The 18,179-nt window shown below is 68.0% G+C and carries 13 protein-coding genes; 9 read left to right on the forward strand and 4 right to left on the reverse strand.

The annotated features are described in order from the left end of the window. Positions 1 to 41 precede the first annotated feature (41 nt). Together QM772_RS14530 and QM772_RS14535 are read left to right on the forward strand one after the other, a co-directional pair. The gene (locus tag QM772_RS14530; RefSeq protein ID WP_415137666.1) at positions 42 to 4,328 is read left to right on the forward strand and encodes an RHS repeat-associated core domain-containing protein; all 4,287 of its coding nucleotides are present in this window, start codon (positions 42 to 44) and stop codon (positions 4,326 to 4,328) included. Then, positions 4,312 to 4,536 carry a hypothetical protein gene (locus tag QM772_RS14535; RefSeq protein WP_415137668.1) on the forward strand — a complete coding sequence of 75 codons (225 nt, stop codon included), beginning with the start codon at positions 4,312 to 4,314 and terminating at the stop codon, positions 4,534 to 4,536. The genes QM772_RS14530 and QM772_RS14535 overlap by 17 nt, the downstream gene beginning before the upstream one ends. Positions 4,537 to 4,780: 244 nt before the next feature. Here QM772_RS14535 and QM772_RS14540 read toward each other — a convergent pair whose 3' ends face one another. Beyond that, complete coding sequence (locus tag QM772_RS14540; protein WP_415139600.1) at positions 4,781 to 5,809, reverse strand: IS30 family transposase; 1,029 nt, start codon at positions 5,807 to 5,809, stop codon at positions 4,781 to 4,783. Positions 5,810 to 6,231: 422 nt separating this feature from the next. Between QM772_RS14540 and QM772_RS14545 the strand changes: the two genes are divergently transcribed. After that, entirely contained in the window at positions 6,232 to 7,413 is a 1,182-nt protein-coding gene (locus QM772_RS14545; RefSeq protein ID WP_415137670.1) for a serine hydrolase domain-containing protein, read from the forward strand. A 130-nt stretch (positions 7,414 to 7,543) separates the two neighbouring features. Here the strand turns inward: QM772_RS14545 and QM772_RS14550 are convergent, their stop codons facing one another. Together QM772_RS14550 and QM772_RS14555 are read right to left on the reverse strand one after the other, a co-directional pair. Beyond that, positions 7,544 to 8,764 carry a lytic murein transglycosylase gene (locus tag QM772_RS14550; RefSeq protein ID WP_415137672.1) on the reverse strand — a complete coding sequence of 407 codons (1,221 nt, stop codon included), beginning with the start codon at positions 8,762 to 8,764 and terminating at the stop codon, positions 7,544 to 7,546. Positions 8,765 to 8,857: 93 nt separating this feature from the next. After that, positions 8,858 to 11,563, reverse strand: coding sequence for a bifunctional acetate--CoA ligase family protein/GNAT family N-acetyltransferase (locus QM772_RS14555; RefSeq protein ID WP_415137674.1), 2,706 nt, complete (start codon positions 11,561 to 11,563; stop codon positions 8,858 to 8,860). Positions 11,564 to 11,713: 150 nt separating this feature from the next. Here QM772_RS14555 and QM772_RS14560 point away from each other — a divergent pair, with 150 nt between their 5' ends. From QM772_RS14560 to QM772_RS14585, 6 genes are all read left to right on the forward strand, one after another. Next, positions 11,714 to 12,265 (forward strand): cytochrome b, encoded by a 552-nt coding sequence (locus QM772_RS14560; protein ID WP_415137676.1) that lies wholly within the window; start codon positions 11,714 to 11,716, stop codon positions 12,263 to 12,265. 61 nt (positions 12,266 to 12,326) lie between these two features. Then, entirely contained in the window at positions 12,327 to 12,890 is a 564-nt protein-coding gene (locus QM772_RS14565) for a YceI family protein (RefSeq protein ID WP_415137678.1), read from the forward strand. An 85-nt stretch (positions 12,891 to 12,975) separates the two neighbouring features. After that, complete coding sequence (locus QM772_RS14570) at positions 12,976 to 13,551, forward strand: YceI family protein (protein ID WP_415137680.1); 576 nt, start codon at positions 12,976 to 12,978, stop codon at positions 13,549 to 13,551. A gap of 125 nt (positions 13,552 to 13,676) precedes the next feature. Continuing rightward, a complete protein-coding gene (locus QM772_RS14575; protein ID WP_415137682.1) occupies positions 13,677 to 14,936 on the forward strand; it encodes an NAD(P)/FAD-dependent oxidoreductase in 1,260 nt (419 codons plus the stop codon). A 494-nt stretch (positions 14,937 to 15,430) separates the two neighbouring features. Continuing rightward, positions 15,431 to 17,521 carry a carbon starvation CstA family protein gene (locus QM772_RS14580; protein WP_415137684.1) on the forward strand — a complete coding sequence of 697 codons (2,091 nt, stop codon included), beginning with the start codon at positions 15,431 to 15,433 and terminating at the stop codon, positions 17,519 to 17,521. 10 nt (positions 17,522 to 17,531) lie between these two features. Then, positions 17,532 to 17,744: a YbdD/YjiX family protein gene (locus QM772_RS14585; protein ID WP_415137686.1), complete on the forward strand. Its 213-nt coding sequence runs from the start codon at positions 17,532 to 17,534 to the stop codon at positions 17,742 to 17,744. Between the two features lie 25 nt (positions 17,745 to 17,769). On the opposite strand, the gene QM772_RS14590 is transcribed toward QM772_RS14585, so the two are convergent. Beyond that, complete coding sequence (locus tag QM772_RS14590) at positions 17,770 to 18,138, reverse strand: nucleotidyltransferase family protein (RefSeq protein ID WP_415137688.1); 369 nt, start codon at positions 18,136 to 18,138, stop codon at positions 17,770 to 17,772. Positions 18,139 to 18,179 lie beyond the last annotated feature (41 nt).

An 18,179-nucleotide genomic window follows, 5' to 3' on the forward strand; every position in this document is an offset into this window, starting at 1 on the left:
CCGCCCGCGCCGCCACACCACCATCCGCATCACAGAACGCCATGACTCACAAAACAATAGCTGCCAGCGCAGCCCAGACGGGCGCCAGAGCCCGATTCGGCATCCAACTTCTGGGCCGGCTCCTGGCCCTTGCCTTGAGCTGCACCGTGCTGCCCGCCCTGGCCCAGCCCATCAGCCAATCGGTGCGCCTGCCCAACCAGGAATACACCGAGAGCCGCGAAGACATCAAGGTCAAGGTGCTGGGCGGGCACGTGCGCATCAACCGCAGCTGGGTGGCCGGCAAGTGGTACCTGAACCCTGCCTGGGCCAACCTGCGCTTCATCGCCGACCCCATGGGCGGCGTGCTGGCCATCGACCGCGCCGCCAGCCTGTACGAGCGCACGGCTGGCAGCGAAGGCGCCGCTCTGTACGCCTTCGGCACCGAGAACTTCATCGCCCAGCAGGCGTCGGGCTGGCGCTGGTACGACCGCCTGGGCAACAGCATCGACTACGACCAGCAAGGCCGCATCCTGGCCTACGCCAACCCATCGGGCGTGAAGGTCGGCTTCCAGTACGACGGCCAGGGCAGCTTGAGCGGCGTGCTCGACCACCAGGGCCGGCAGGTGCTGGCCATCCAGAGTGATGGCCAGGGCCGCGTTACCCAGGTCAGCGACGCCACCACCAGCGGCCGCCAGGTCGGCTACGCCTGGAGCGGCAGTGGCAGCGCCAGCCGCCTGAGTACCGTCACCGACCTGAATGGCCAGGTGTGGCGCTACGAGTACGACGGCCAGGGCCAGATCACCCAGCGCACCGACCCGCTGGGCGCCCAGGTGCAGCTGAGCTACATGAGCAACCCCACGCCCATCCCCGACTCGCCCGGCTTCGCCGGCATGGGCGGCGGCTCGGGTGCAGGTGGCAGCCCCTCTCCGACCCAAACCTCCACCGGCTCCACCAAGGTCAACGCGCCGCAGGTGGCGCGCGTGGCCAGCATCAAGGACGAGAGCGGCGCCGTCACCAACTACCGCATCGAATACGACCGCACGCGGCGGCAGTACACCCTGTACAGCCAGGAGCCCGGGGGCTTGCAGCGCACCCAGGTGTATGACAAGGATGGGCTGGTGCTGATGGACAGTGCGGGTGGCCTCGCCAACACCCAGCGCAGCGTGGACAGCAGCACGCAAGAAAGAAGCACCGATGCACGCGGCCTGACCACGACCATTCAGTACAACGCCAATCGGCAGCCCATCAAGACCATCTATCCCGATGGCAGCCAGGAGAGCAGCGAGTACGACAGCCAGGGGCGCAGGACGAAAGCCACCAACGCCTTGGGCATCGTCAGCACCTGGAGCTATGACGCCAAGGGCAACGAGGTCAGCTATACCGAGGCCCAGGGGAAACCGGAGCAAAGAACCACGCTCACCACATACGACAGCTATGGGCAGATGACCAGTCGCACCATAGGCGCTGGGGATGGCAAGGGGCAGGATGCCGTTGCCCAGCGCTTCGAGTACGACGACAAGGGCAACCTCGTAAAGGTCACCGACGGCGCAGGCCACAGCAGCACGGCTACTTACAACAGCCAGGGCCTGCCGGTGGCGCAGACCAATGCGCTGGGCCAGACGACGAGCCTGGCGTATGACGCGGCGGGGAACTTGACCGGCAGCACCAATGCGCTCAACCAGACGGTGAGTCACAGCTACGACGCGAGGGGCAGAAGAACACAGACCACCAGCGCGGCGGGAAGAATCCAGAAGACCCGCTATGACGCCGGTGGACGGGTCGTCGAAGTGATTGCCCCCGGTCAGACAGAAGGCGCCGGGGTGCGCACCGAGTACGACAGCGCAGGCCGTCCCGTCAAGGCCACCAGCCCCAGCGGACTGGTCAGCACGACCGAGTACGACCAGCTTGGCCGCGTCAGCAAGGCCACCGATCCGGCGGGTAACGCCATCACCTATGAATACGGCGCAGCCGATTCCCCGCTGGCTGGGCTCCTCACCACGGTCAACTACCCGACGTACAGGGAAACCTATCAGTACGACCAGCGGGGCAGGCAGACGGCTGCCACCGTGCACCTGGGTGGTGGGCAGACCAGGGTGCAGAGACAGGGCTATGACGCCGAGGGTCAGCGCATCAGCGTAACTGACCCGGCCGGCAAGAGCACCCTCTACCAGTACGACGGCCTTGGCCGCCTGACGCAAACCATCGATGCGTTGGGCAATGTCACCAAGCAGACCTGGGACGCCCAAGACAACCTGCTCACCCTGACCGACGCCAAGGGCAACACTCATCGCTTCGATTACGACAAGGCCAATCGGCTCACGAAGGAAACAAGACCCTTGGGAGGGGCCATCCAATACAGCCGCGACGCTGCGGGAAACCTGACGCTGCGCACGGATGCTGGCGGCAACACACGTGCCTACACCTACAACAGCGCTGGGCGGATGACGCAAGAAGTGCACAAGCTGGGCGGCAGCACAACCGATCAGCAGGTCAGCTATAGCCACGATGCCGACGGGCAGATGACAGGCTACGAGCAAAAGGATGGCGGTGGCAGCCTCATTAGTAGTGCCAGCTATACCAGGGACGCGCAAGGCAGGAATGGCGCCAGCAGCGTTACTTACGGCAGGGCGGACGGAAGCGGTAGCTTCAGCTTCACTATAGGGCAGAGCTTCAATGCCGATGGGCAACTGCAAAGCCACACGTATCCCGATGGCAGCACCCAGAGCTACAGCTACACGAGCGGGCGGCTCGCCAAGGTGACCTTGCCCAACGGCAGTGAAATCAGCTACGGCAGCTATAGCTGGATGGCTCCTGGACAGATCAGCGTCCCTGGTGCTGTGAAGAGCCTGAGCTACGACGCCATGCAGAGGCCCACGAGCATCGAAGTGAAGAACCAAGCGGCGCAACTCCTGGCCAAGCGGCTGTACCAGTACGACCAGGCAGGCAACATCACTGAAATCGAGAGCGATCTGGGCAAGACGACCTACGGCTACGACCACCTTGATCGGCTGACGCAGGCGAGCCCAGACAATGCGTTGCAGATCACCGGCTTGCCGCAGGAGCAATACAGCTATGACCAAGTAGGCAACCGGACATCCAGCGGGCATCAGCCCGGCGCCTGGGCCTACAACGCGGACAACCAGATGACGCAGTACCCTAGGACAACGCCGTTCAGCGCAGCAGCGCCCGTGGACACCAGCGTCAGCTACACGGCGCAGGGGCACACGAAGCAGGAGACCAATGCCCAGGGAACCAAGGACTATGGCTACAGCGCGGCGGAAAGGCTCATCAAGTACAGCAATACGCCGCAGGGCCAATCCACGGCCAGTCTGGAGGCCAGCTACCGCTACGACCCGCTTGGGCGCAGGATTGCCAAGAGCGTCAAGGAAGGGGCCACTACAGCTACAACCTACTTCGTCTATGGCGACAACGGCCTGATGGGCGAAGTCAACGATCAAGGGCAGGTCACCAAGGCATACGGCTTCAACCCGAATGCAGCGCAGCAGGGACTATGGAGCACTGATCCCGTCTGGCAGGCCAACGTGAGCAACGGTAGCTTGACCGACGCCGGCACCAGCTACCACTATCTGCACACGGATCACCTGGGCACGCCGATGCTGGCCACCGACAAGAGCGGTGCAACAAGTTGGAAGGCGGTGAGTGAAGCCTTCGGCGCTGCAGGGACGCTGCCAGAGAGTCGTATCACGATGAATCTGCGTTTCCCGGGGCAGTACTTCGACAGTGAAACGGGAAGCCACTACAACTTCCACAGGGACTATAAGCCCAACATTGGGGGGTACGTTCAGTTAGATCCAATCGCATTAAAGGGAGGGATAAATTGGTATTGGTACGCCTCGGCAAGCCCTGTTAATAATTTCGACCCAGATGGTTTATCTGTGAGGTGGTCTGGTAGTTTGGCGACTTTTGGCGCGACGGCTGCATTCGGCGGTACTTTTGGGATCTTTAATTTGTCATCCGAATGCAAGTGCAATAAGAAATATCGGATAATTGGGCATATCTCTACGCTTAATCTCGGCGGAGGTGTAAACCTGAATACAGGCTCGAAGCTGCTTGAAGCGGCTGGCGGAGGTTCACTAAATCTTGAGGACGAGCGTGCTGACTGTCCAGAACCGTATGCGGCTAATGGCTCGGCTTGGCTGTCAGGCATCAATTTGGCTTTCGGCGGGAACTTGTCGTTGTTGTCTGTTACGCGGATTGGCCGATTAAAGGGAGGTGGCCTTATAGATTTCACCCTGCAAGGAGGAATATCGGCGAATGCAACTATTGGCATGGGGGCGAGCAGTGTTTTCTATGTTGAAAAAGAGGATTGTGATGACTGCAAGAAATGACGTTCCGATCTATGGAAGATTAGAGGCGATTGCAGTTTTGCATGCTATTTTTCTGCTGATTTTATCTTTGAAGCAGGGTTTCTTTCCGACTGAGAGGCCGTTGATTGTTGTTTGGGTGGATAATTGGTGGATGAAGGCGGGGGTATTTGTGGTATTTTGGATTGTTGCTCCATATTTTTATCGCATAACTAGCGGAAGAAAGAAATGAGATAAATGGAATCAGATTGATATTTAATCTGGCGAATCTCAGCTTTCCCAGAAACTCCGGAAGAATCAGGGTCAGATGAGAATTAATTTCTTGGTCGAGCTGCGGGTGAGGTGAGGGGAAACAGAGTCAGATGAAAATCAGTCCCCGCTCCACTCGGTCAGGCCGAGTGCTCGGCCTCTATCAATTCCATAGCTACCAGCGCTTGCTGGTCGAGGGCGGATTCAAGTCCAAGTGCAACATTGATTCAATGCACGGAGTCCCCGCGCTGGGTCAATAGTTGTAGGTGCTGAGCATAGACCTCAAGCGGAGTGCGGTAGCCCAAGGTCATCCTGGGACGGCCATTGAGCTCATCGGCGACGGCATCAAGCTGCTCCTGCGTATAGCCGCTCAGATCGGTGCCCTTGGGGAAGTACTGGCGCAGCAGTCCGTTGGTATTCTCGTTGCTGCCCCTCTGCCAAGGGCTGTGGGGGTCGCAGAAGTACACCCTCATGCCCGTGTTCTCGCTCAGCCTGGCGTGCTCGGCCATCTCCGAGCCTCGGTCATAGGTCAGGGTTTTGCGCATAGGGCTGGCAATGCCATTGAGCTTGTCGCTGAACGCCTGCAGCACGTGCGCGGCCGTGGCCGGGTTGGGATGTGGCAGCTTGACCAGCAGCACCAGGCGCGTGGTGCGCTCCACCAGCGTGCCGATGGCGCTGGCGTTGGCCGCCCCCTTGATCAGATCGCCTTCCCAGTGGCCGGGAAGCTGGCGATCCTCGACCTCGGGCGGGCGCACGTGGATGCTCATCAAATCCTGGATCTCCCCGCGCCGATCCTTGCCCTTGGAGCGGGGCCAGCGTTTGGCATGGGCCATGCGCAAGCACGACACCAGCTCTTTCTTCAGCTCGCCCCTGGGCTGGGCATAGATGCAGGTGTAGATGCTCTCGTGTGACACGCTGCGGCTCCTGTCATCAGGGTGTTGCTTCTTCAGGTGCTGGGCAATCTGCTGGGGCGACCAGTGCTGGCGCAGATGCGCGCACACCAGGGGGAACAGGGGGCCGTCGCGGTGCAGTTTGGGCAAAGCGCGGGCGAAGTGCCTGCGCCTGTCACAGCGCTGCTGGGCGTACTTGGAGGTGTAGCCCTGGGCACCTCCATTGCGCTTGCACTCACGGCTGATGGTGCTCTTGGAGCGGCCCAGCGCTCTGGCTATGGCGCTCTGGCTCTGCCCTTGCTGCAGGCCCAGCGCTATCGCGTAGCGCTCCATCTCACTGAGCTGCTCGTAGGTTCTTTCGGTCATGGATGCCTCAATTCTGAAGGGGGTGTTGCACTTCAGATTTGAGGCCGCCGAGCGCTGGAGCCTGATTTCATCCTGAACCTCGTCCTTGAGCGCTTTGGCGTCGCCCGCCTGGACTACCAGCTGCACGAAGCGCGCCCCGGCCTGACCCCCGAGCCCACCGCGCTGGAAATCGGCGTGCAGCAAACCAAGACCGCCAGCGGCAAGCTCACCATCACCAACAAGGGCTACAGCGCCGCGCAGGGCGTGCGGGTACAGCTCCTGACCCGTGAAGGCGCCGCCCCGCCCGCCTGGGTGCGCCTGGTCAGCAGCCCCGAGATCGGCGCCATCGACATCGGCCAGAGCACCGTGGTGCAGATCGACGCCAGAGCGCGCCGTCGCTTGGCACAATGCGCGATTCCGCCACCACAACCACCGAGGAGCCCATGCCCACATCCCCCTTCCAGCCCCTTCATGCCGCGATGCAGTCGCAGGTCGATCGGGGCTTTCTGCCCGGTGTCTCCACCGTGCTGCTGCGCGGGCGCGAGGTGGTGGACCGCTTCGTGTGCGGCCAGGCCGACAGGGAGGCCGGCGTGCCGCTGCGCGAAGACCACCTCTTCCGCGTCTTCTCCAACACCAAGCTGCTGACCTCCTGCGCCGTGCTGCTGCTGATGGAGGACGGCAAGCTCGCCATGTCCGACCCCATCGAGCGCTACATCCCCGAACTCGGCAACCGCCAGGTGCTGCGCCCCGGCGCCACGCGCATCGACGACGTGGAGCCGGCCAGGCGCTCCATCACCGTCGAGCACCTGATGACCCACACCTCGGGCCTGGTCTATGGCGCGTTCGACCCGGGCACGCTGATGTTCAATGCCTACACGCAGGCCGGCGTGCACAACCCGCTGCTGACCAACGCGCAGATGGTGGAGAAGCTGGCCGCGCTGCCGCTGGGCTTCCACCCCGGCGAGCAGTGGGAATACTCGATGGCCACCGACGTGCTGGGCCGGCTGGTGGAGGTGGTCTCGGGCCAGAGCCTGGGCGACTTCTTCCAGCAGCGCATCTGCGCGCCGGTGGGCATGGTGGACACCGCCTTCTGGGTGACTCCCGAGAAGCGCGAGCGCCTGGCGGCGCTGTACGGCGGCGTGGACCTGCTGGACCCGACCAAGCCCGGCCTCAAGCGCATGGACGACGCGCCCTTTCCCGGCGCCTACAGCAGCCCCAAGCTGCGCCAGTCGGGCGGCGGCGGGCTGGTCTCGACGCTGGACGACACCGTGCGCCTGGTGCAGGCGCTCATGCCGGGCGACGGCCCCACGCTGCTCAAGCCCGAGACGCTGGCGCTGATGAGCCGCAACCACCTCGCGCCGGGCCAGTGCGTGAAGTTCGTCAACATGCCCGTCAACCCCGGCCGCGTGTTCGGCCTGGGCTCCTCGGTGCTGGTCAAGCCCAGCGCCATCGACCCGCCCGCCGCCACCGACGAGGTGAGCTGGGGCGGCCTGGCGGGCACCATGTGGTGGTTCAATCCGCGCCTGAACATCGCGGGCGTGCTGATGACGCAGCGCTACTTCGGCTACGGCAACCCGTATTGCTTCGAGTTCAAGCACCTGGCCTACAAGGGCTTCGGGTACTGAAACGGGCCCCTCTCCCCTCGCGGGAGAGGGGTTGGGGAGAGGGGGCAGGCGCCATGTTTGCTGCACGTGCATGCATGCGCCGCCGCCCCCTCTCCCCGGCCCTCTCCCGCGAGGGGAGAGGGAGTGGTTCCTACTGCACGCGCAGCGCCCCCAGCAGCTTCTGCCCCGCGCGGCCGTCGGCCTTCAGGCCCAGGCGTTGCTGTTCGGCCTTGATGGCCTCGCGCGTGCGGGCGCCGATCATGCCGTCGGCGCTGCCGATGTCGTGGCCGCGCGCGATCAGCAGGGTTTGCAGCGCGCGGTTCTCGGCGCGCGACAGCCCCGGGTCGTCGGTGGGCCAGGGCGTGGCGAAGGCGACGCTGGTGCCGCTGCCGCCGACCAGGTTCGACAGCTGCGCGATGGCCAGCGCGTAGTTCTCGCTGGCGTTGTAGCTGTACAGGGCGTCGAAGTTGCGGCCGACCAGGAAGGCCGGCCCGCCGCGCGCCGGCACCAGCAGGCCGGCGCTGGGCAGCGTGTCGGGCAGCGGCGCGCCGCTGGCCAGCGTCAGGCCGGCGCGGCGCCAGGCGTCGATGGGCTGCCTGGCCTTGCGGCCGGCGCCGGAGGTGTCGTAGCCGGCGGGCAGCCGCACCTCGACGCCCCAGGGCTCGCCGCGCCGCCAGCCGGCGTTCTGCAGGAACCTGGCGGTGGAGGCCAGCGCGTCGGGCACGCTGTCGACGATGTCGCGCCGGCCGTCGCCGTCGAAATCGACCGCGCTGCGGAAGAAGGTGCTGGGCATGAACTGCGTCTGCCCGAAGGCGCCGGCCCAGGAGCCGGTGAGCTTCTCGGGCGCGACGTGGCCCTCTTGCAGGATGCGCAGCGCGGCGGCGAACTCGCCGCGGAAGTACGCCTGCCGCCGCCCGAAGCACGACAGCGTGGCCAGCGACTGCACCAGCGGCCGCCCGCCCAGGTTCTGGCCGAAGTTGCTCTCCACGCCCCACACGCCGACGATGACATTCGCCGCCACGCCGGTCTGCTGCTCGATGCGTTGCAGCTCGGGCTGCCAGCGCGCGAAGGCGGCGCGGCCGTCGGCCACGCGCTCGGCGTCCACCAGCACGGCCAGGTAGTCCCACACGGGCAGGGTGAACTCGGGCTGGCGGTTCAGCAGCACCAGCACCGAGGGGTCGGGCGCCAAGGCTTCGGTGGCGCGCGCGAAGGTGGCGGGCGTGATGGCGCTGAAGGCGGGCGTGGCCTTGAGCTGGTTCAGGCAGGCGCTGAACGCGGCCGGGTCGGCGTCGGGCGGCGTGTCCTGCGCGCGCGCGGCGGGCAGGGCGCCCAGCAGCGCGGCGGCGATCCAGTAGGTGGTGATTTTCTTCATGGTTCAAAAATAATAGCTGCTGGCGCTTGTCCAGCAAGCGCTGGGGGCCTAAAAAGCTTGTAAAAGAAGCTGCGGCACGCTGGCGCGCCGCGCTCAGGGCTGGCGCTTGGGCATCGCGGCGGGCTGCAAGGGCAGGGTCAATTCGTACGTGCCGGGTTCGCCCGGCGTGGGCCGTTCGCTGAAGCCCAGCGCCTGGCCGAGCTGGCGCATGCGCGCGTTCTCGGTCAGCACGGTGGCGGTCAGGCGCTGGGTGCCGGCGGCGCGCTGGTAGCGGATGAGCTTGTCCATCAGGATGCGGCCCAGGCCCGTGCCCTTCGTCTCGGGCCGCACGATGATGCCGAACTCGGCGCCCACGTTGTCCGGGTCGGCCAGGGCGCGCGCCACGCCCAGCGTGCGCTCCTCGCCGCCGGGCCCGGCCGCGGTGGCGACGAAGGCCATCTCGCGCCCGTAGTCGATCTGCACCAGCCGCGCCAGCTCGCTGCGCTCCAGCGTGCGGCGGCTGTAGAACAGGCGCAGGCGGATGTCCTCCGGGTCCAGGCTTTCCAGGAAGGCGCGGTGGCGCGCCTCGTCCTCGGGGCGGATGGGGCGCAGCGTCAGCCGCTGGCCGCGCCAGTCGATGGTCTCCGCCAGGTCGGACGGGTAGGGCTGGATGGCGAAGCGGGCGGCGCCGGACGGCCGCGCGGCGGCGACGCGCACGCGCGCGTCCAGCGCGATGGCGCCCTCGTGGTTGACGATCAGCGGGTTGATGTCCAGCTCGGCCACCTCCGGCACGTCGGCCAGCAGCTGCGACACCGCCAGCAGCGTGGCGACCACCGCGTCCAGGTCGGCCGGCGGCACGTCGCGGTAGCCGGCCAGCAGCCGCGCCACGCGGGTGCGCCCGATCAGCGCGCGCGCCAGCGGGGCGTTCAGCGGCGGCAGCGCCATGGCGCTGTCCTTGACCACCTCCACCGCCGTGCCGCCCTGGCCGAACAGGATCACGGGGCCGAACACCGGGTCGATGCTGGCGCCCACGATCAGCTCGCGCGCCTGCGCGCGGCGCACCATGGCCTGCACGGTGAAGCCGTCGATGCGTGCCTTCGGCCGCGCCTGGCGCACGCGCGCCAGCATGGCGCGGGCGGCCTCGCGCACCGCGTCCTCGCCGGGCAGGTTCAGCACCACGCCGCCGACGTCGGACTTGTGCGAGATGTCTTCCGACAGGATCTTCAGCACCACCGGAAAGCCGATGCGCGCCGCCTCGGCCGCCGCCGCATCCGGCTCGGCCGGCACGGTGCGCGTGGCGACGACCGGGATGCGGTAGGCCTCGCACACCGCCTTGGCCTCGGGCTCGGTCAGCATGTCGCGCCCGCTGGCCAGCACCTGCTGCGCCAGCGCGCGCACGGCGGCGGCGTCGGGCGCGGCGCCGCCCGCGGGCAGCGCGGCGGGCGGCGCCTCGGTCAGCTCGGCCTGGTTGCGCGCGTAGCGTTGCAGCATGCCGATGGCGGCCACCGCCTGCTCGGGCATGTCGTAGCAGGCGATGCCGGCCTGCATGAACAGCGCGCGCGCCTCGGCCACCGCCGGGCCGCCCACCCAGGCGCTGACCAGCGGCAGCGCCGGTTGGCCGGCCGGCTGAATGGCCGGGATCATGGCGCGCGCGATGTCGGTGGCCGGCACGATGGCCGTCGGCGCGTGGATGAACAGCAGCGTGCCGGCCTCGCCCGGGTGGCGGGCCAGCGCGTGCAGCGCGTCCACGTAGCGCTGGGCGGGCGCGTCGCCGATGATGTCGATCGGGTTGCCGCGCGACCAGTTGGCGGGCAGCACCTGGTCCAGGTCCTCGACGAGCGCCGGCGGCAGCGCCGCCAGCGGCACGCCCGCGCCGGCGGCGGCGTCGGCCGCCATCACGCCGGCGCCGCCGCCGTTGGTGAGGATCGTCATCGCCTCGCCGATGGGCGCTTTGAACCGGGTCAGGATCTCGGCGGCGATGAACAGCTCTTCCAGGCTGTCCACGCGCAGCATGCCGGCGCGGGCGATGGCGGCGTCCACCACGTCGTCGGCCGCGGCCAGCGCGCCGGTGTGCGAGGCGGCGGCCTGCTGGCCCTGCGCGCTGCGGCCGGCCTTGACCACGATCACCGGCTTGTTGCGCGCCGCCGCCCGCGCCGCCGACATGAACTTGCGCGCCCCGTCCACCGATTCCATGTACAGCAGGATGGCGCGCGTGCGCGCGTCGCTGGCCAGGTAGTCCAGCATGTCGCCGAAGTCCACGTCGGCGTGCTCGCCCAGGGAGACGAAATGCGAGAAGCCGATCTGGCGCGCCTCGGCCCAGTCCAGCATGGCCGTGACCAGCGCGCCCGACTGCGAGACGAAGGCCAGCTCGCCCGGCCGCGCCGCGATGTGCGCGAAGCTGGCGTTCAGCCTGGCGTGCGGCGCCAGCAGGCCGACGCAGTTGGGGCCGAGGATGCGCATCAGCGTCGGCCGCGCCGCGTCCAGCATGGCCTGCTTCTGCGCCGCCGTGAGGCCGGCGCTGATCACCACCGCCGCCCGCGTGCCGCGCCGCGCGAGCTGCCGCACCAGATCGACCACGGTGGCCGCCGGCGTGCAGATCACGGCCAGCTCGGGCGCCTCGGGCAGCGCGTCCACGCTGGCGTGGCAGCGCTGGCCCGACAGCGTGGCGTACTTGGGGTTGACCGGGTAGACCGGCCCTTTGATGCCGCCGCCGCGCATGTTGCGCCACAGCGTGCCGCCGACGGAGAACGGCCGCTCGGACGCGCCGATGACGGCCACCGAGCGCGGGTCGAACAGGGAGTCGAGGTTGCGGATGCTCATGGGGGTTCGCGGGGCAGAGGGGGTGCTTTCTAGAGTAACCCAGGCGCATGACGTTCAAAACGATTGCACCGACACGTCAAGCCGATTGAACTTTCCGGCCCGGATCGCCCCCTAGACTGCTGCACTCTCTTCAGTACCGCTCGCCCGCCCATGCCCCCACCCGCCACCCGCTACACCCTGACCGCCATCGCCCTGCACTGGCTGCTGGCGCTGGCGCTGGTGGGCATCTTCGGCGCCGGGCTGTACATGACGGGGCTGCCGTTCTCGCCGGCCAAGCTCAAGCTCATCAACTGGCACAAGTGGGCCGGCATCACCATCCTCACGCTGTCGGCGCTGCGCCTCGCGTGGCGGCTGACGCACCGCCCGCCGCCGCTGCCGGCGCCCGTGCTGGCCGCCATGCCGGCCTGGCAGCGCGTGGCGCACCACGGCACGCACCATCTGATGTACCTGCTGTTCTTCGCCGTGCCGCTGATCGGCTGGGCCTACAGCTCGGCGGCCGGCTTTCCCATCGTGCTGTTCGGCGTGCTGCCGCTGCCCGACCTGCTGCCGGCGGACAAGGCGCTGGCCGAGGCCGTCAAGCCCTGGCACGGCGCCGCCGCCTTCGCGCTGGCGGCGCTGGTGCTGCTGCACGTGGCGGCGGCGCTCAAGCACCACTTCATCGACCGCGACGGCCTGCTGCTGCGCATGCGGCCCGGCCGCTGAAATGAATCACCGCCACAAAACATCAACAACCTGCTGTCACACGTATTTGCAAAGGACGTCCATGCGCTTCCGCTTCCTGACTTCCACCGCCCTGGCCTTGCTGGCCGCCGCGCCCGTGCTGGCGCAGCAGGCGCTGGTGCCGGCCGAAAGCAGCATCGGCTTCGTCAGCCGCCAGATGGGCGTGCCGGTGGAGGGGCACTTCCGCAAGTTCGCCGCCCAGGTGGCGTTCGACCCCGCCAGGCCCGAGGCCGCCACCATCAACCTCACGGTGGACACCGGCAGCGCCACCCTGGGCGTGAAGGAGACCGACGCCGAGCTGCCCAAGCCCCTCTGGTTCAACGTGCCCAAGTTCCCGCAGGCCACCTTCCAGTCCAGGAGCGTCAAGGCGCTGGGCGGCGGCAGGTTCGAGGTGGCGGGCCAGCTCGCCATCAAGGGCACGGCACAGTCCGTCACCGTGCCGGTGCAGCTCACCCAGGCCGGCGGCAAGACCACCGCCAGCGGCCAGTTCGCCCTCAAGCGCCTGGCCTACAAGATCGGCGAGGAGGAGTGGGCCGACACGTCCATGGTCGCCGACGACGTGCAGGTCAAGTTCAGGCTGGTGCTGACCGGCGTCGGAAAGATTTAGGCCCAATAGGCCCGTGGCGCTTGTCCAGCAAGCGCCGGCAGCTATTTTTACCGTAGCAATCCCTCCTTCAGAAAGGATGACCCTCATGCGCCGATCCCTCCCCGCCCTCGCCGCCGTGGCCGCGCTCGCCGCCGTCGCGCTGCCGGCCCAGGCCAGCAACTACGTGACCGAGCCCACGCACACCGCCGCCATGTTCGAGATCGACCACTTCGGCGCCGGCGTGAACCGCGTGCGCTTCGACAAGGAGGAGGGCACCATCCAGTTCGACCCCGCCGCCAAGACCGGCCGCGTGGAGCTGAGCATCGACGCCGCCTCGCTGTCCAGCGGCGTGGCGCCGTTCGACCGCCACCTGAAGAGCGCCGAGATGTTCGACGCCGAGAAGCACCCCACCATCAAGTTCGTCGGCGACAAGTTCCACTTCGACGGCAGCAAGGTCAGCGCCGTGGACGGCCAGCTCACCATCAAGGGCAAGACCCACCCCGTCACCCTGAAGGCCACCAAGTTCGCCTGCTACCAGAGCCCCATGCTCAAGCGCGAGGTGTGCGGCGGCAACTTCGAGGCCACCGTCGACCGCACCCAGTGGGGCCTGGACTACGGCCTGGGCATGGTCACCGGCAAGGACGTGAAGCTGATCGCCACGGTGGAGGCGGTCAAGCAGTAAGGGGCACAGTCTGCCCCCGCCAACAGCCCCACGGCGTTGCCGTGGGGTTTTTTGCTTTTGACTCCGGGCCGGCCCGAGCGCTGAAAATGCGAAGCAACTGAACCCTCATGCTTCCTGAAATCCCGATGAACGACACCGTCACTCCCGCGTCGCAGGCGCCGCGCGTCGCCGTCATCGGCGCCGGCGTGGTCGGCGTCAGCACGGCGCTGGCGCTGCGTTGCCACGGCGCCGAGGTGACGCTGCTGGAGCGCGGCGAGCCCGGCATGGCGTGCAGCTACGGCAACTCGGGCGCCATCAGCCCCGGCTCGGTCGCGCCGCTGGCGCTGCCCGGGGTTCTCAGGAGCGTGCCCGGCATGCTGCTGGACCGCGACGGCCCGCTGGCGCTGCCGCTGCGCTACCTGCCGCGCGCCGCCGCGTGGCTGCTGGCCTTCACGCAGTCGGCCGACCCCGCCAAGGTGGGCGTGGCCGCCGCCGTGCTGAACGACCTGCTGCACGGCGCCGTCGATGCGCACGAAAGCATGGCGCGCCAGCTCGGCGTGCCCGAGCTGTTCATACGCCACGGCCACCTGCACCTGTACCCCGACGCCGCCGCCGCCGGCAAGGACGCGCTGGGCTGGCAACTGCGCGCGCACTACGGCTACGCCGTGCAGCAGCTCGACCGCGCCGGCATCGAGGCGCTGGAGCCGCAGGCCCCGTCCGGCTACGCGCACGGCCGCTTCCTGGCCGACCACGGCACCATCCTGAACCCGCTGCGCTACGTGCAGGCGATGCTGCACGCTTTCGTGCGCCGGGGCGGCCAACTGCTGCGGGCCGACGTGCGGCGGCTGCGGCCGGCCGAGGACGGCTGGCGCGCCGAAGGCGAGGGCGTGCCCGGCGATGCCCGCTGGTCCCACGTGGTGATGGCGGCCGGCGCCTGGGCGCCTGCGCTGCTGCGGCCGCTGGGCCTGTGGCTGCCGATCGAGTCGCAGCGCGGCTATCACGCGGAGTTCGCCGGCGCCCAGGCCCTGGTGCGGCGCACCGTGGTGCTGGCCGACAAGAAGGTGTTCGTCGCGCCCATGGAAGGCGGCCTGCGCGTGGGCGGCACGGTGGAGATCGCCGGCCTCCAGGCGCCGCCCAACCCCCGCCGCGCCGCGCTGATGGAGCGCATCGCGCGCGAAGCCTTCCCGGCCCTGGCCGGCCAGCCCGCGCGGCACTGGATGGGGCACCGCCCCTGCCTGCCGGGCTCGGTGCCCGTGGTCGGCCACGTCGACGCGCTGCCCGGCCTGTGGCTGGCCGTGGGGCACGGCCACCTGGGCCTGACGGGATCGCTGCCCACCGCGCAGCGCATCGCCAGCGCGCTGTGCGGGGCGCGGGCGGAGCCGTTCTGGGCTATGCCGCAGGGTTGATATGCTCTCGAATTAATAGCTGCCGGCGCTTGATGCATAAGCGGTAGAGGCCGATTGGTATCACCACGCCATCGTGTGGGAACTACTGATTTCGTAGCTGCCAGCGCCCGCCAGTCAAGCGCTGGAGCCTGATTTGACCATTAACGCCGCGCCTGCGCCTCGGCCACCGCCAGCGCCGTCATGTTCACCGGCCGCCGCACTTCAGCACGTTGAACAGGATGTTGGCCGCGTCGAGCGGCGGGCGCGCCGGCAGCTTGGCCTCGCCCCGCGGGGCGTTGTCGCCGCGACCTGCCTGGGCGGCCTGCCGGTGCGCGTCGCATCACGCCTGCCGCTCGGCGGCCAGGGCGAGCCTTGGGCCACCTGGATCCGCCCCAGGGTTCCCCCGCAAGCGATAGGGGCATCCGCGCGGGCGGACACCCCCGCGGCTCCTACACTGCGGCTGGCGGGCATCCGCTCCGCTCCAAAAACCAAACTACATCACGGAGACTTTCAGCATGCAGCAGCAAGAAAAAGGCTGGCTGGGCCACGCCGGCTGGATTGCGCTTGCCCTTGCGGGCGCGGGCAGCCTGGGCGTCGTCGCCCTGCGGCGCGGAGAGCCGGTCAACGCCATCTGGCTGGTGGCTGCGGCCGTCAGCATCTACCTGGTGGCCTACCGCTACTACAGCCTGTTCATCGCCAACAAGGTGATGGGGATCGACCCCAACCGCGCCACCCCGGCCGTGCTGCTCAACGACGGCATGGACTACACCCCCACCAACAAGCACGTGCTGTTCGGCCACCACTTCGCCGCCATTGCCGGCGCCGGCCCGCTGGTGGGCCCGGTGCTGGCCGCGCAGATGGGCTACCTGCCCGGCACGCTGTGGCTGATCGCCGGCGTGGTGCTGGCCGGCGCGGTACAGGACTTCATGGTGCTGTTCATCTCCACGCGCCGCAACGGCCGCTCGCTGGGCGAGCTGGTGCGCGAGGAGATGGGCCAGGTGCCCGGCACCATCGCCCTCTTCGGCGCCTACCTCATCATGATCATCATCCTCGGCGTGCTGGCGCTGATCGTGGTCAAGGCCCTGGCCGAGAGCCCCTGGGGCATGTTCACCGTGATGGCGACGATGCCCATCGCGCTGTTCATGGGCGTGTACATGCGCTACATCCGCCCGGGGCGCATCGGCGAGATTTCCGTGGCCAGCCTGGTGCTGCTGCTGCTGTCGATCTGGGGCGGCGGCAAGGTGGCGGCCAACCCCGAGTGGGCGGCGGCCTTCACCTTCACCGGCGTCCAGATCACCTGGATGCTGATCGCCTACGGCGCCATCGCCTCGCTGCTGCCGGTGTGGCTGCTGCTGGCGCCGCGCGACTACCTCTCCACCTTCCTCAAGATCGGCACCATCGTCGGCCTGGCCGTGGGCATCCTGATCGTGGCGCCGCAGTTCAAGATGCCGCCGCTCACGCAGTTCGTCGACGGCACGGGCCCGGTGTGGAAGGGCAGCATGTTCCCGTTCCTCTTCATCACCATCGCCTGCGGCGCGGTGTCGGGCTTCCATGCGCTGATCTCCTCGGGCACCACGCCCAAGCTGCTCGACAACGAGGCCAACGCCCGCTACATCGGCTACGGCGGCATGCTGATGGAGTCCTGCGTGGCCATCATGGCCATGGTGGCGGCCTGCGTGATCGAGCCCGGCGTGTACTTCGCCATGAACAGCCCGCCCGCCCTGGTGGGCGGCGACGCGCAGGCCGTGGCGGCCGCCGTGAGCCAGTGGGGCTTCCACATCACGCCCGAGCAGCTCGACCAGGTGGCCAAGGACGTGGGCGAGCACACCATCCTCGCGCGCGCCGGCGGCGCGCCCACGCTGGCCGTGGGCATCGCCTACATCCTGCACAGCGCGCTGCCGGGCGAGGACATGATGGCCTTCTGGTACCACTTCGCCATCCTGTTCGAGGCGCTGTTCATCCTCACCGCCGTGGACGCCGGCACCCGCTCCGGGCGCTTCATGCTGCAGGATCTGCTGGGCAACTTCATCCCGGCCATGAAGAAGACCGATTCGCTGGTGGCCAACCTCATCGGCACCGCCGGCTGCGTGGCCATGTGGGGCTGGCTGCTGTACCAGGGCGTGGTCGATCCGCTGGGCGGCGTGAACACGCTGTGGCCGCTGTTCGGCATCTCCAACCAGATGCTGGCCGCCATCGCGCTGATGCTGGGCACCGTGGTGCTGGTCAAGATGAAGCGCGGCCAGTACGCCTGGGTCACGGCCCTGCCCGCCGCCTGGCTGCTGCTGTGCACCACGGCGGCCAGCCTCATCAAGCTGCTCGATCCGAACCCGGCCGTGGGCTTCATCAGCCTGGGCCGCAAGTACAGCGAGGCCGTGGCCTCGGGCCAGCTGATCGCGCCCGCCAAGAGCATGGAGCAGATGAAGGCCATCGCCTTCAACGCCTACACCAATGCCACGCTGACGGCGATCTTCCTGGCCGTGGTGCTGAGCGTGCTGGTGTATGCGGTCAAGACCTGCCTGCAGGCGCGCCGCGCACCCGGCCGCACCGACCAGGAAACCCCCTTCCAGCCCATGCCCGCCAACGTGAGCACGGCGCGCGGGCATTGAGGAGAACGCCATGATCAATCTCCAGCAACTCCGGCAGGCCGGCAGCTACCTGGGGCATGCCGCCCGCATGATGGTCGGCATGCCCGACTACGGCACCTACGTGCGCCACATGGAGCAGACCCACCCGGGCGAGCCCTGCATGAGCTACGAGGAGTTCTTCAGGAACCGCATCGACGCGCGCTACGGCGCCAGCGGCGCGGGGCGGCCGATGCGCTGTTGCTGAGCCTGCTCTTCCAGGTGCTGCCAAGTTAAGCGTGCACGGGGCATGCGCGGAGCCGGATAGGGCGGCGTCGTGGAGGATGTCGCCCTGGGCCGGGTCGCCAGGATTGGCTCCACGGCTTCCTTGAAAACGTGCTCGCGCAAGTGGGCGGTTCGGCGCGTGCTCGGGAATCAGACCGGCCGGACGGCCCACCGAACGGGGCAGCTCCCGCGCCAGGGGCGGGCGCTGCGCGAACAGGTCGTGGCCCCCGATCGAATTCCACGAGGCAGTCCACGCCGCTGTCCGGCCCTGCCTCGCCGCGCGCCACGGAGCCGAACACGCGAATGCGCCGTGCGCCGTGGCGCTGGCCCGGGGCGGCAATGGCGTTCCCGTGGGCGTGCAGGGGGGCGGGCAGCATGGGCCGATGGTCTCCCCGCCATGGGAGGGATACTACTGATT

Origin of the sequence: Ottowia sp. (genome assembly GCF_047601385.1) — a bacterium.
Lineage (GTDB): Bacteria > Pseudomonadota > Gammaproteobacteria > Burkholderiales > Burkholderiaceae_C > Ottowia.

Coding starts and splice junctions, on each gene's coding strand:
- QM772_RS14530 (WP_415137666.1), top strand. CDS start 42: ATGACTCACAAAACAATAGCTGCCAGCGCAGCCCAGACGGGCGCCAGA.
- QM772_RS14535 (WP_415137668.1), top strand. CDS start 4,312: ATGACTGCAAGAAATGACGTTCCGATCTATGGAAGATTAGAGGCGATT.
- QM772_RS14540 (WP_415139600.1), bottom strand. CDS start 5,809: ATGACCGAAAGAACCTACGAGCAGCTCAGTGAGATGGAGCGCTACGCG.
- QM772_RS14545 (WP_415137670.1), top strand. CDS start 6,232: ATGCCCACATCCCCCTTCCAGCCCCTTCATGCCGCGATGCAGTCGCAG.
- QM772_RS14550 (WP_415137672.1), bottom strand. CDS start 8,764: ATGAAGAAAATCACCACCTACTGGATCGCCGCCGCGCTGCTGGGCGCC.
- QM772_RS14555 (WP_415137674.1), bottom strand. CDS start 11,563: ATGAGCATCCGCAACCTCGACTCCCTGTTCGACCCGCGCTCGGTGGCC.
- QM772_RS14560 (WP_415137676.1), top strand. CDS start 11,714: ATGCCCCCACCCGCCACCCGCTACACCCTGACCGCCATCGCCCTGCAC.
- QM772_RS14565 (WP_415137678.1), top strand. CDS start 12,327: ATGCGCTTCCGCTTCCTGACTTCCACCGCCCTGGCCTTGCTGGCCGCC.
- QM772_RS14570 (WP_415137680.1), top strand. CDS start 12,976: ATGCGCCGATCCCTCCCCGCCCTCGCCGCCGTGGCCGCGCTCGCCGCC.
- QM772_RS14575 (WP_415137682.1), top strand. CDS start 13,677: ATGAACGACACCGTCACTCCCGCGTCGCAGGCGCCGCGCGTCGCCGTC.
- QM772_RS14580 (WP_415137684.1), top strand. CDS start 15,431: ATGCAGCAGCAAGAAAAAGGCTGGCTGGGCCACGCCGGCTGGATTGCG.
- QM772_RS14585 (WP_415137686.1), top strand. CDS start 17,532: ATGATCAATCTCCAGCAACTCCGGCAGGCCGGCAGCTACCTGGGGCAT.
- QM772_RS14590 (WP_415137688.1), bottom strand. CDS start 18,138: ATGCTGCCCGCCCCCCTGCACGCCCACGGGAACGCCATTGCCGCCCCG.